The following is a 12142-nucleotide window of genomic DNA, read 5'->3' as shown; positions in this document are numbered from 1 at the left end:
AATGCAAAAGGTGCAGTCATAGTAGGCAAGGACATGATGTTATCGCGATGTTATGTCTGGCTTTAACTGTTCTTTGGTCCGCCACGGTTTTCCTGGCGGATTTTTTTATGCCTGAAATACGTGGGCTTTTGCCGGTGTTCGCTAGGGCTTTCGGATTCTCCCAGACTTTCAGCGACTTTCACTGTGGCCAGAGGTCTTGATGGCAGGGCGCGGTACAGCGCTTCCCAGCGACTGTCACCGCCTCGGGTTGCTGCTCGACTATTGATGAGCGTCAGGCTGGCGGCAGAGGTGGATTAGCCATTGGGTAATCTTCGAGGCGTTGGCCTGCTGGTGCAAGCATGCTGAAGGCGCTCTCGATGCACACGGTTTTCTCAGCCATCACGCACAGAGCCCCCAGCGGCGATGACCGCTGGGGGCTCTGTGCGTTAGGTCTGGCTCCAGGCAGTTTCTTGATGGGTGAACTGTCTCAACAGCCGTTCTGCATCACCAGCAGAGCACTCAGGACATCGCGGCGGGTGACCATGCCGATCAGGCGGCCCTGCTCGACCACCGGATAGACCTTGGGACGCTGCCCATTCATGTGCTGCGCCAGGTCCGTGATGCTGTCGTTCGGGCCGACGCTCAGGACTTCGTGACGCATCAGATCGCCGACCTGGGCATGCTGGCCGCAGTGATAGGCACTGTCGAGCAGCTTGCCGAGGATGTCCTGCTCGGAGATGAAGCCGATCAGACGGTCCAGATCATCCACGACCGGCACACCGGGCAGACGGTGGTGGGTCAGGCCCTGGGCGAGTTCGAGAATGCTGGTGCGTGCCTTCACGCGATAACAGTCGCGGGACATGATGTCGCGGATGGTCGAGGGCACCTTGAGCTGAGTGGCTTTCATGGGCGGATCTCCTGCGTCACTGCTCTCCAACTCCCCGCAGAGGAGTCGTGCGATGAATGCCGACAGCCTTCGGATGGCTGTCGGCAAGGGTCAACCTCTGACTTGAGCATAGGGCATCACTGCGTGAGCTGCGCGACCCGCTGTCTTCGCGGCGATCAGTCGCCCGGGCCGCACTCCATGCAGCGCTCGACGATGGCCGGGCCCAGCTGCAGGTTGGCGTTGAGGTCACGCAGCGCGGTGCGCAGGCCTTCCTCGATCACCGGGTGATAGAAGGGCATTTCCAGCATCTGCTCGATGGTCATGCGTTGCTGATGGGACCATGCCAGCAGGTGGGCGAGGTGCTCGGCACGCGGGCCGAAGATCTCGGCGCCCAGCAGCAGGCCGGTGCCTTGCTCGCCATAGACGCGCAGCATGCCCTTGTTCATGCGCATCACGCGGGAGCGACCCTGGCCGGTGAAGTCGACTTCGCCCACCGCGTAGCAGTCGCAGGCACCGTAGCGCTGTTCGATCTCGGCGGTCGAGAGGCCGATGGTGGCCATCTGCGGATCACTGAACACGACAGCGATGGTGCTCTTGCGCTGCCCGGCACGTACGTCGGGGAAGCGACCGGCGTTGTCACCGGCGATACGCCCCTCATCGGAGGCTTCGTGCAGCAGCGGCAGGTCGTTGTTGGCGTCGCCGGCGATGAAGACATGGCTCGGCGTGTCGTCGCTCAGACGAGTCTGCAGGGTGTGACGATTGAAGATCGGCACGCCGCGCTCGTCCAGCTTCAGACCCAGCGCCTCAATATTGAGGCGATCGACATTCGGGCGACGGCCAGTGGCCGCGAGCAGATAGTCGAAACGTTCGGTCAGGCGAGCTTCGCTGCCACGCTCGATGAAGGTGATCTCGACACCGGCACCGTTCTCGTCCTCGACACGTTCGATCTTCTCGACCTTGGCGTCCGGGTCGAGATAGAACTCCTCGTTGAAGACGCGATCGGCATTGGCACGCAGCTTCTCGTCACGCAGCGGGCCGATGGCGCCGCCGACACCGAACATGCGAATGCGCACGCCGAGACGCGTGAGCGCCTGGCCCAGTTCCAACCCGATGACGCCCGGGCCGAAGACGGCGACGGATTCCGGCAGGTCGTCCCAGTCGAAGACGCTGTCGTTGATGATCAGGCGGTCTCCGGCATTCTCGAAGAAGCCCGGATAGCTGGGGCGTGAGCCGGTGGCGATCACGACACGCTCGAAGGTGACGCGGGTCTCGTTGTCGCCGATGATCAGGCTGTTGGCGGTCTCGAAACGCGCATTGCCGCGCAGCTTGTCGTGGGAGGGAATGCCTTCCACGGACTCGACCACGAAACCGACGAAGCGGTCGCGCTCACGCTTGACGCGGTCCATCACGGCGCGGCCATCCACCTTGACCTCGCCTTCGACATTGATGCCGAACGGTGCGGTGTCACGGGCGTGATGCGCGGCTTCTGCAGCACTGATCAAAAGCTTGGACGGCATGCAGCCGACACGGGCACAGGTGGTGCCGTAGGGGCCGCCTTCGATCATGACAACGGAATCGGTGTGTGCCTTGGCGGCGCGATAGGCACCCAGACCGGCACTGCCTGCGCCGATGATGGCGACTTCAACCTGGCGTTCGTTCACGTCGTACTCCTCAAGGCGCGCCAGTAGCGCACCTGACAATGGGGTCTCAGGCGCGGGCGTGGCCCGCGCGTGATGAAAAGAGAAAGTTATCGGGGCCTGTCAGCGTGTAGCGTTCAAGCGCTGGTCAGGCTGCCGAAGTAGCGGGCGACTTCATCGCTGCCGCCGACATGCTCACCGTCGATCCAGACCTGCGGCACGGTGGCTTGGCCGGTCATGGCGCGCAGGGTGCGTGAGGTCACGCCGCGGGTGCCGACTTCGATGACTTCGTAGCTGATGCGCGCTTCGTCGAGCATCTGCTTCGCACGTGCGCAGTACGGGCAGCCCGGCTTGCTGAACAGGGTAGCGAAGCTGGGGCGACCGGCGTCCGGGTCCAGATAGTCGAGCATGGTATCGGCGTCGGAGACTTCAAAGGGGTCGCCCGGCTTCTGCGGCTCGATGAACTGCTTCTCGATCACGCCGTTGCGTACCAGCATGGAATAGCGCCAGCTGCGCTTGCCGAAACCGATGTCGCTCTTGTCGACCAGCATGCCCATGCCGGCGGCGAAATCACCGTTGCCATCGGCGATCAGGCTCAGGTTCTCGGCTTCCTGATGCTCGCCCCAGGATTCCATGACGAAGGCGTCATTGACGGACAGGCAGACGATCTCGTCGACGCCGACAGCATAGAAGCGATCGGCCAGCTCGTTGTAGCGCGGCAGGTGAGTGGAGGAACAGGTCGGGGTGAAGGCCCCCGGCAGGGCGAAGACCACCACGTTGCGGCCCGAGAAGATCTCCTCGCTGGTGCGCTCGACCAGGCGGCCGTCGCGACGGATCTTGAAGCTGACGTTCGGGACCTGCTGGCCTTCGTGTGATTCGAGTTGCATGACATTGGCTCCGGTCTCGATGAGACGTATGTAAAAGGGATGGCAGGCGACTGAGGCTCGATGACGCTGTCGAGTGCATGAGAAATCAGTGCCTTGCGAAACTGGAGCCAGTCTAGGGGCAAGCCTCTCGCGGGTGAATTTGATTGCATCAAGCGAGGCGATAGCTTTTCTTGATGATGGTGCTGACAGTCAGGCGTGGGCTGGCGCATGGCCTTGTTCTCGGCAGGAACGTGCTGGCCGGCAAGCGGCTTTTTGGCGGAAATAGTTATACAGTCTTGATATTTGCCCTTATCAGCCATAAGTAGTCGATACGTCACAGCATCGTCAGGCGTCGAGTCTGGCAAGTGAGGCATTAGATGAACGCACGAGAGTACATGGCGAAGCACGGCCTGGACGGCGACAAGGACAAGGAGGAGGACAAGCCTCAGAGTCTGGAAGAACATGCCTGGGCACGTGCACGTGAGTCCGGCAGTCATCGGCCACGCACGGGGACGCCGCATGACTGGGAAGACTGGGAGCGCTACCACGAGCAGCTGGCTGCGGACTCCGAGACACTGACACAGAAGATCAATCGTCAGGCGCGTGGCGGATCAGCTGCCGCCCACGACGATGGCGCTGACCCGGACGACAAGTGATCAAGAAGGGCTGTGATCAAGAAGGATATTGATCTGCCAGCACGTACACTCATTCATGCCCCGTACTCATGACTTCCGTGGAGTCACGGTTGCCACAATCGCAAGGAGCAACTCATGGATATCATTCGCATCATTCTGGCCATCATCCTGCCGCCGCTGGGCGTTCTCATGCAGGTGGGGATCGCCAACAAGCATTTCTGGATCAACATCATCCTGACCTGCTTCGGTTTCCTGCCGGGGATCATCCACGCGGTGTGGGTCATTACCAAGTTCTGATCGCCGCTGAGCTCCCGATGCTCTGATATGGCTGCCCACCTCGGGCAACCCAGAGTTGAATTACCCAAAGCCCCCGCTGCCTTGTGTGCAGCGGGGGCTTTTCAGTGGGCGCTCACCGGGGAGGCGCCATGTGGCGTCGGTGATTCAGCGGCGGGGCCTGTCGAGGGCCCTCGGCGAATGGCTGGCGGCGGTAGTTCAACATGTAGACTTTCGCATAGCCTGATTTCAACGCTATTCAGCGAGCGCGGCGCTTGTCGCCTCTCGCTTGCCCCCGTAGGGTCAAATGGGACTGAGGGCAGCGATCAGGGCCGGTGAAGCCTGTTCGATCACATGCTCCACGATAACAACAACACGTATGGATACCCCGCATGGTCACGACTGCTGAGCCCGACGCGCCGCAGGAGACCAGCTCCTGCTTCGCGATCTTCAATGATGTGCAAAAGAGCTATGACGGCGAAACGCTGGTGGTCAAGGGCTTCAATCTTGAAGTCCAGCGCGGCGAATTCGTCACCCTGCTGGGGCCGTCCGGTTCCGGCAAGACCACCTGCCTGATGATGATGGCAGGCTTCGAAACGCCGACCCACGGCGACATCCTCCTCGACGGAACCCCCATCAATGACTTGCCACCGCACAAGCGCGGTATCGGCATGGTCTTCCAGAACTATGCGCTGTTTCCGCACATGAGCGTGGCCGAGAACCTGGCCTTCCCATTGGAAGTGCGCGGCATGAGCAAGGAGGAAATCTCGACCAAGGTAGCCAACGCGCTGGATATGGTGCGACTCGGCGAATTTGGCGATCGCCGCCCGGGGCAGCTCTCCGGTGGCCAGCAGCAACGGGTCGCCCTGGCACGTGCGCTGGTCTTCGAGCCGGAGCTGGTGCTGATGGATGAGCCGCTGGGGGCACTGGACAAGAACCTGCGCGAGGAAATGCAGTTCGAGATCAAACGCATCCACCAGCGCCTCGGCGTCACCATGCTCTACGTGACCCACGATCAGACGGAAGCGCTGACCATGTCGGATCGCATCGCGGTCTTCAATGACGGCGTCGTCCAGCAGCTGGCAACCCCCGAGGCGCTGTATGAAGCGCCGGAGAATGCCTTCGTCGCCTATTTCATCGGCGAGAACAATCGCCTCAACGGCCAGGTATCGCAGCTCGACGCTCAGGGTGAGCATTGCACGGTGACCCTCGACAGCGGCGAGCAGGTACGGGCACTCAAGGTGGCCGTCAATGAGGTCGGCGAGCGCACCCAGCTGTCACTGCGCCCGGAGCGGGTGCGCCTGCTGTCGGCGGAAGAGCCAGGGGGCGCGGGCACGCCAAGCCCTCCCGACAATGTCTTCTCCGCCGAGGTGCTCGAGGTGATCTATCTTGGCGATCATCTGCGCACGCGCGTGGCGGTGTGTGGCAGTGACGAATTCATCATCAAGACACCCAACGCCGAGGGCTATCCGTCCTTGCGACCCGGGCAGACCCTGCAGGTGGGATGGGACGCCTGCGATTGCCGGGCGCTGGATGCCTGAGGCCAGCAAAGGTCAGAACAGGCCAGTTAAGGACAGACTAGAAAAGGACAGGCGAGTAAAGACAAGGCAGCACGGGAGGTGAAGCACGCTTCCTCAGCAGAGCAAGAGCAGATTTCGCGACAAGAGTGCAGCACAACAACAAGAAATCAGGGAGATTCATCCATGTCAGTCATCAATCAGTTCACCGCGTCATTCACTACCTCGCGCCCGGGCATGCCGCTACGCAGCCTGCTGGCGGTTGCCGTGGCAGCGGCCGGCATGAGCGCCGGTGCGGCCCAGGCCGAGACGCTCAATATCGTCTCGTGGGGCGGCGCCTATACCGACAGCCAGAACAAGGCCTATCACGAGCCCTGGGAAGAGAAGAGCGGCGACACCGTCGTCAATATCGACAAGTCATCCAATGCGCTTTCCGGTCTGCGCGCACAGGTCCAGGCCGGCAACGTCACCTGGGACCTGGTCGACATGCTGCCCAGTGATGCCTTGATCGCCTGTTCGGAAGGCCTGATCGAGCCGCTGGACCCGGACACCCTGTTCGCGGCAGCGCCGGATGGCACGCCGGCCAGCGAGGACTTCATCGAGAATTCGCTCAGCGAGTGCTTCGTACCGCAGATCGTCTACTCCAACATCGTGGCCTTCAATACCGAGATGTTCCCCGAGGACAAACAGCCGGATTCCATCGATGACGTGTTCAATCTCGAGGAATTCCCCGGCAAGCGTGCGCTGCAGAAGAAGCCGATCAACAACATGGAGTGGGCGCTGGTAGCCGATGGCGTGGCCCCGGAAGATGTCTACGAGATGCTGGATTCCGAGGAAGGCATCGAACGTGCCTTCGCCAAGCTCGATACCATCAAGGACAGCGTGATCTGGTGGGAAGAGGGCGCACAGCCGCCGCAGCTGCTGGCGGACAAGGAAGTGGCCTTCGCCTCGGCCTACAACGGGCGCATCTTCGATGCCGAGGTCAACGAGAAGCAGCCATTCTCCATCGTCTGGGATGCCCAGGTCTTCGAGCTGGATGGCTGGGTGGTGCCGACCGGCAAGCTCGACAAGGTCAAGGATTACCTGATGTTCGCCACCGATACCCAGCGTCTGGCGGATCAGGCCAAGTACATCTCCTACGGTCCGGCGCGTACCTCCTCCGCGGCACTGGTCTCGACCCATGCGGACACTGGCATCGACATGAAGCCGCACATGCCGACCTATGGCCCCAACTTCGCGACCGCCATCCCCAAGGATGACGAATTCTGGGCCGACAACCTCGATGAGCTGAGCCAGCGCTTCAACGCCTGGCTGGCACGCTGATCCCTGCACTGACCCGCTGGCCCCGGTGGCGCACACCCGCCCGCCGGGGCCTTTTTGATCATGCCTGATGGCCCGTCGGCCATGCTCGATTCCGCCAGGTTGGCTTCCGTCACTGTCACGCGGAAGCCGGCTGGCGGCCCAGGCATCCTCGGATAGCCGATCAAGGAGTGCAGGATGAGCGATTCCTCCGCCCCGGCCACGTCCGGAAGCGCAGCACATGACCCCAATGGTGCCCCCGGCGCGGCGCTGACCACCGCCGATGGCGTACCGCTGAAACAGAGCCTCAATCGCGCCATCCGTCGCAGCCGCATCAAGGCGTTGCTGCTGGTGGCGCCGTTGCTGGTCTTCATCGGGCTGGCATTCGTCATGCCCATCTTCGACATGCTGTCACGCAGTGTCGACAACCCGGAAGTCTCCACCTATCTGCCGCGCACCAGCGAGGTGCTGGTCGACTGGGACGGCGAAGGGTTGCCGGAAGAGGCTGCCTACGCCGCCCTGGCGCAGGATCTGGCCGCGGGACTCAAGGAGCGCAATCTCGGCCGCGTCGCCTCGCGTCTCAACTACGAAAAGTCCGGCATGCGGTCGCTGTTCATGAAGAGCGCCCGCCGTGCCGGTCGCATGGAGGCCCCCTACAAGGCCGCGCTGATCAAGGCCGATGAGGATTGGGAGGACCCGGATATCTGGCGTCTGATCAAGCGCGAATCGTCGCCTCTCACCGCTTCCTACTATCTGGCGGCGGTGGATCGCCAGTTCTCACCGACAGGGGAGATCGTCGAGAAACCGGAGTATCTGCAGATCCACGTCTCGCTGTTCATCCGCACCTTCTGGATGAGCGCCGCGATCACCGGGCTATGTCTGTTGCTGGCCTATCCGGTGGCCTGGCTGCTGGCGACCCTGCCGGCCAGTCGCGGCAATCTGCTGATGATCCTGGTGTTGCTGCCGTTCTGGACCTCGCTGCTGGTACGAACCACCACCTGGATCGCGATCCTGCAGCAGCAGGGGGTGCTCAATGACATGCTGGTGGGTGTCGGGATACTCGCCGAGGAGGCGCGTATCCAGATGATCTACAACAAGACCGGCACCATCATCGCGATGACCCACATCCTGCTGCCGTTCATGATCCTGCCGCTGTACTCGGTGATGAAGACCATCCCGCCCAGCTACATGCATGCGGCGCGCTCGCTGGGCGCCGGGCCGATCACCGCCTTCCGGCGCGTCTACTTCCCGCAGACCCTGCCGGGTATCGGGGCGGGCTCGATTCTGGTCTTCATCCTCTCCATCGGCTACTACATCACGCCGGCACTGGTGGGCGGGCAGTCGGGCCGCTTCATCACCAACTTCATCGCCTATCACATGCAGACCTCGCTCAACTGGGGGCTGGCAGCGGCCATTGGCTCGATTCTGCTGGTCGTGGTGATCCTCTTCTATCTCGTCTACAACCGCCTGATCGGTGTGGACAAGGTCAAACTGGGGTGACAGATGGCCATACCTTCCTATGCAACTCGTGGTGAGCGGATCTGGCATTGGGTGTTCTGCGTGCTCTGCGCGCTGATCTTCCTGTTCCTGATCGGGCCGATCCTGGTGATCATTCCGCTCTCGTTCAATGCCGAACCCTACTTCACCTTCTCGGAGAAGATGCTGTCGCTGGACCCGGAGGGCTACTCGCTGCGCTGGTATCAGGAGTTCTTCACCTCGGATGAGTGGATGCGCTCGATCAAGAACAGCATCATCGTGGCGGTGTGCGCGACGGTTCTGGCCACGGTACTGGGCACGCTTGCCGCACTGGGGCTTTCCAGCCGCTTCATGCCGTTTCGCAATACCATCATGGCGATCCTGATCTCGCCGATGATCGTGCCGCTGATCATCAGCGCCGCGGCGATGTTCTTCTTCTTCTCGAAACTGGGGCTGACCCAGACCTATCTGGGCGTGATTCTGGCGCACACGGCGCTGGGCATTCCCTTCGTGGTGATCACGGTGACGGCGACGCTGTCCGGCTTCGATCACTCGCTGACACGTGCGGCACACTCGCTGGGGGCCAGTCCGAGTCGCACCTTCTTCCGCATCATCCTGCCGCTGGTGACGCCGGGGGTGGTGTCCGGTGCGTTGTTCGCCTTCATCACCTCGTTCGATGAGGTGGTGGTGGTGCTGTTCATCGCCGGGCCGGCGCAGACCACCATCCCGATCCAGATGTGGTCCGGTATCCGCGAGGAGATCAGCCCGACGATCCTGGCGGTGGCCACGCTGCTGGTGCTGGTCTCGATCCTTCTGCTGGCGACACTGGAGCTGATTCGCCGTCGCAATGAACGTCTGCGCGGCCTGACGCCGAGCTGATCTTTGTCCTCTGCCGTCTGCCCTCTGCTCTTTGCTCTCTGCCCTTGAGTGCTGAGCGCTTGATAGCGGTGAGAAACAGGAGTCGCAAGAAACACCCACGCCCCCGCAGACAGACTCTGCGGGGGCGTGGGTGTTTCAGGGCCAGGGCTTGAAAATAGGGCTTGGAGACAGGGCTTGAGAAAAAGCCTGCTTCGTCAGGCCGCGCCGAGTCGCTTGTAGAGCGTGGTGCGACTGATGCCCAGCTCCCGCGCGAGACGCGAGACGTTGCCACCCAGCGCGTCCAGCGCACTCTGCAGCTCCTCGGCGCTGGAGAGATCATGCAGTGAGGATTGGCCGCTCGATTGCGAGGGCTGGCGGGCGATTTGGCCCTCTGCTGCTGGACAGTCGCCTTCTACCGCGAGGCATTCGTTCTGTGATGCGAGACAGTCGCCCGCCAGCATCACATGGCACGGCTCCAGAGCCAGCCCATCGCACAGTGCCAGCGCCAGACGCAGCACGTTGTCCAGCTCGCGCACGTTGCCGGGCCAGTCATGCTGGGTGAGGCGATCGAGGAAGGCGGGCGTGATGCGCGGCGGCTCACGTTGCTGCTCCCGGCACAACCGTGTCAGCAGGGCACGACTCAGGCCGGCGATGTCGTGACGCTCCCTCAGTGGTGGCAGGGCGATGGTGGCACCGCACAGGCGATAGTAGAGATCCGCCCGGAAGCGCCCGGCCTTGACCAGCTCACTGAGGGGCTGATGGGTGGCGGCGACCAGTTCGAAATCGACCCGCTGCGGCTTGCCGCCGCCCAGCGGGGTGACTTCACGCTCCTGCAGCACGCGCAGCAGACGCGCCTGCACATGCAGTGGCATGTCGCCGATCTCATCCAGAAACAGGCGCCCGCCATTGGCCTCGAGCAGGCGGCCTTCGCGTCCGGCGGGGTCGGCGCCGGTAAAGGCGCCTCGCCGATAGCCGAACAGCTCTGCCTCGACCAGCTCATCAGGCAAGGCGGCGCAGTTGATGGCGACCAGCGGTTGATGGGCGCGATGACTGGCCTGATGCAGCGCCTTGACCACTTCCTCCTTGCCGACGCCGGTCTCGCCCTGCAGCAGCAGCGGCAGGCGTGCGTCCACCAGCCGTGCCAGCAGTTCGCAGACCCTGGCCCAGCCGGCATCGCCATGATGCAGGCGCGCGAGGCTCGGGTGGCACGCAGTCTCTCGAGTGGCGGTTTCGGCCGGTGTCTTGCTTTCCGGGGGCTCAGCCGGTGCGCGGGCCACGACCCGTGGCCTGGGCAGGACTGCGCGCAGGGTGTAGCCAGTGAAGCGTGGGTGCTGGGTGAGCGTCAGGCACTGCGCATCGGCGAGCTGGGCCAGCGGCGCCCAGTCCAGCTGCCAGCGTGCCAGCGGCTGGCCCAGCAGCAGGTGGATGTCATCGCGGGTGGCGCAGCTATCGCTGCCCGCTGCGCGGACTGTGCTGTTCGCTTCATGGGATGCGCTGTCAGGGTCTGACGGAAGCTCAAGATGAGACGCCAGCAACTGCAGCCCCCGGCGACTGGCAGCCGCGACCTGACCTTGCGGCGTGATGGCCAGCAGGGCCGCGCTGGGCGAATCCAGCTGCGAGCGGTTGAGATGCAGGCGTAACAGGTGATGGTCGTGCCCGTGCGCCTCGCTCAGACGGCGTTGCTCGATGTCATCCGCCAGTACGCCGAGCATGCCAAGGCTGTATTGGCGCACACGGTAGGGATCGCAGATCAGCCCCAGGCACCCCTCGCAGGCGCCGGGCGTCAGGCCGCGACTGGCACTCCAGCTGGCGGGTGCCAGCAGAGCGGCACTGGCGCTGGCCAGCCCCTTGAGACATTCGGCGTCATGCGCCTCGAGCGCGATGCGCGCCAGACGATTGGCGCGCGGTGCATTCAGGGTCTCGGCGATGGCGTTGTGGCCCAATGACTCCTCACGCCAGCGCGCGCCGGGGTGCAACAGGGCGGCGTCATGGCCCAGCAGCTGTTGATGGCCGTAGCTTGCCAGCACCACGCCGTCGCGGTCGGTCAACACCAGACACGCCTGCCAATGATCGAGCAGGTTGAGGGTATGGCCGGTGACTGCTGACGCCACCGTCGCCATCAGGCTGGCGGCCTGACGCTGACGCCAGACGAGCTCCTCCGGCGGACACCTGAGGGTTGAGGCCGGCAGCGCCGAGGGGAAAGAAGAGGGAGGAGAAGAGGGAAGGGCAGAGGAGAGAGCCGCCGCAGGCGTTGCGCAGGCGGCGCCTGGATCGAGCGCCTGATCCTCCGCGTGGCGGGCTGGATGCTTGGCCGAATGTTGGGCAGCGTGGCGCGCTGAATGCTTGGCGGCGTGGGGTAGTGGCATGCGACGTCCCTTGTGCGGCGGGCCTTTCAGGCCTCTGTTGTTATTGGTGCTTTGACCGGTGCTGTGATCGATGCTGTTTTCGGTGCTTTTATCGATCTGGGGGGAGTGTTCACGGCAATGTTCACTTGTGTGTGGTGAGTGTTCAGTTCCGAGGACTCCAGTGTTCAGATACTGTTCACCAGAGTAGCGGCAGACGGCGCGTATGACGGGCTAGACCATGGTCTGCCCCTGCCTTGGTCGCATCTGGCAAGTCACTGAATGATCGACAAAAGAGAGGAATCTGGCGACCTCCGGTGGTCGATGGAGGGTGTCTGTGGGCAAGTGTCGGCGCGCGGCTGGCACAGGGTTCG

At 63.0% G+C, this 12142-nt stretch carries 10 protein-coding genes; 6 read left to right on the top strand and 4 right to left on the bottom strand.

Features of this window, described 5'->3' with window-relative positions:
* Positions 1 to 466 precede the first annotated feature (466 nt).
* The 3 genes from NH396_RS05070 to NH396_RS05060 all read right to left on the bottom strand — a co-directional run bounded on the left by NH396_RS05070 (position 467) and on the right by NH396_RS05060 (position 3389).
* Entirely contained in the window at positions 467 to 886 is a 420-nt protein-coding gene (locus NH396_RS05070) for a CBS domain-containing protein (protein ID WP_175089817.1), read from the bottom strand.
* Positions 887 to 1041: 155 nt separating this feature from the next.
* Positions 1042 to 2526 (bottom strand): dihydrolipoyl dehydrogenase, encoded by a 1485-nt coding sequence (locus NH396_RS05065; protein WP_175089818.1) that lies wholly within the window; start codon positions 2524 to 2526, stop codon positions 1042 to 1044.
* 113 nt (positions 2527 to 2639) lie between these two features.
* Positions 2640 to 3389, bottom strand: a complete 750-nt coding sequence (locus NH396_RS05060; protein ID WP_176676682.1) for a glutathione peroxidase — start codon at positions 3387 to 3389, stop codon at positions 2640 to 2642.
* Positions 3390 to 3763: 374 nt separating this feature from the next.
* On the opposite strand from NH396_RS05060, the gene NH396_RS05055 reads away from it, so the two are divergent.
* From NH396_RS05055 to NH396_RS05030, 6 genes are all read left to right on the top strand, one after another.
* Entirely contained in the window at positions 3764 to 4024 is a 261-nt protein-coding gene (locus tag NH396_RS05055) for a hypothetical protein (RefSeq protein WP_253062126.1), read from the top strand.
* A gap of 114 nt (positions 4025 to 4138) precedes the next feature.
* On the top strand, positions 4139 to 4300 hold the full coding sequence (locus NH396_RS05050; protein WP_176676684.1) for a YqaE/Pmp3 family membrane protein: 162 nt from the start codon (positions 4139 to 4141) through the stop codon (positions 4298 to 4300).
* Between the two features lie 368 nt (positions 4301 to 4668).
* Positions 4669 to 5817, top strand: coding sequence for a polyamine ABC transporter ATP-binding protein (locus NH396_RS05045; protein WP_176676685.1), 1149 nt, complete (start codon positions 4669 to 4671; stop codon positions 5815 to 5817).
* A gap of 162 nt (positions 5818 to 5979) precedes the next feature.
* A complete protein-coding gene (locus tag NH396_RS05040; RefSeq protein ID WP_253062124.1) occupies positions 5980 to 7116 on the top strand; it encodes an extracellular solute-binding protein in 1137 nt (378 codons plus the stop codon).
* Positions 7117 to 7290: 174 nt separating this feature from the next.
* Positions 7291 to 8592 (top strand): ABC transporter permease, encoded by a 1302-nt coding sequence (locus NH396_RS05035; protein WP_176676686.1) that lies wholly within the window; start codon positions 7291 to 7293, stop codon positions 8590 to 8592.
* A gap of 3 nt (positions 8593 to 8595) precedes the next feature.
* A complete protein-coding gene (locus tag NH396_RS05030) occupies positions 8596 to 9447 on the top strand; it encodes an ABC transporter permease (protein ID WP_176676687.1) in 852 nt (283 codons plus the stop codon).
* A gap of 194 nt (positions 9448 to 9641) precedes the next feature.
* Here NH396_RS05030 and NH396_RS05025 read toward each other — a convergent pair whose 3' ends face one another.
* Complete coding sequence (locus NH396_RS05025; protein ID WP_176676688.1) at positions 9642 to 11792, bottom strand: sigma 54-interacting transcriptional regulator; 2151 nt, start codon at positions 11790 to 11792, stop codon at positions 9642 to 9644.
* Positions 11793 to 12142 lie beyond the last annotated feature (350 nt).

The organism is Cobetia sp. Dlab-2-AX, from assembly GCF_024124625.1.
Lineage (GTDB): Bacteria > Pseudomonadota > Gammaproteobacteria > Pseudomonadales > Halomonadaceae > Cobetia.
This window is presented reverse-complemented; position numbering and strand designations above follow the sequence as displayed.

Bases quoted from the DNA above. Each gene is read 5' to 3' on its own strand.
- NH396_RS05025 (WP_176676688.1), bottom strand. From the start codon at position 11,792: ATGCCACTACCCCACGCCGCCAAGCATTCAGCGCGCCACGCTGCCCAA.
- NH396_RS05040 (WP_253062124.1), top strand. From the start codon at position 5,980: ATGTCAGTCATCAATCAGTTCACCGCGTCATTCACTACCTCGCGCCCG.
- NH396_RS05030 (WP_176676687.1), top strand. From the start codon at position 8,596: ATGGCCATACCTTCCTATGCAACTCGTGGTGAGCGGATCTGGCATTGG.
- NH396_RS05050 (WP_176676684.1), top strand. From the start codon at position 4,139: ATGGATATCATTCGCATCATTCTGGCCATCATCCTGCCGCCGCTGGGC.
- NH396_RS05035 (WP_176676686.1), top strand. From the start codon at position 7,291: ATGAGCGATTCCTCCGCCCCGGCCACGTCCGGAAGCGCAGCACATGAC.
- NH396_RS05045 (WP_176676685.1), top strand. From the start codon at position 4,669: ATGGTCACGACTGCTGAGCCCGACGCGCCGCAGGAGACCAGCTCCTGC.
- NH396_RS05060 (WP_176676682.1), bottom strand. From the start codon at position 3,389: ATGCAACTCGAATCACACGAAGGCCAGCAGGTCCCGAACGTCAGCTTC.
- NH396_RS05055 (WP_253062126.1), top strand. From the start codon at position 3,764: ATGGCGAAGCACGGCCTGGACGGCGACAAGGACAAGGAGGAGGACAAG.
- NH396_RS05070 (WP_175089817.1), bottom strand. From the start codon at position 886: ATGAAAGCCACTCAGCTCAAGGTGCCCTCGACCATCCGCGACATCATG.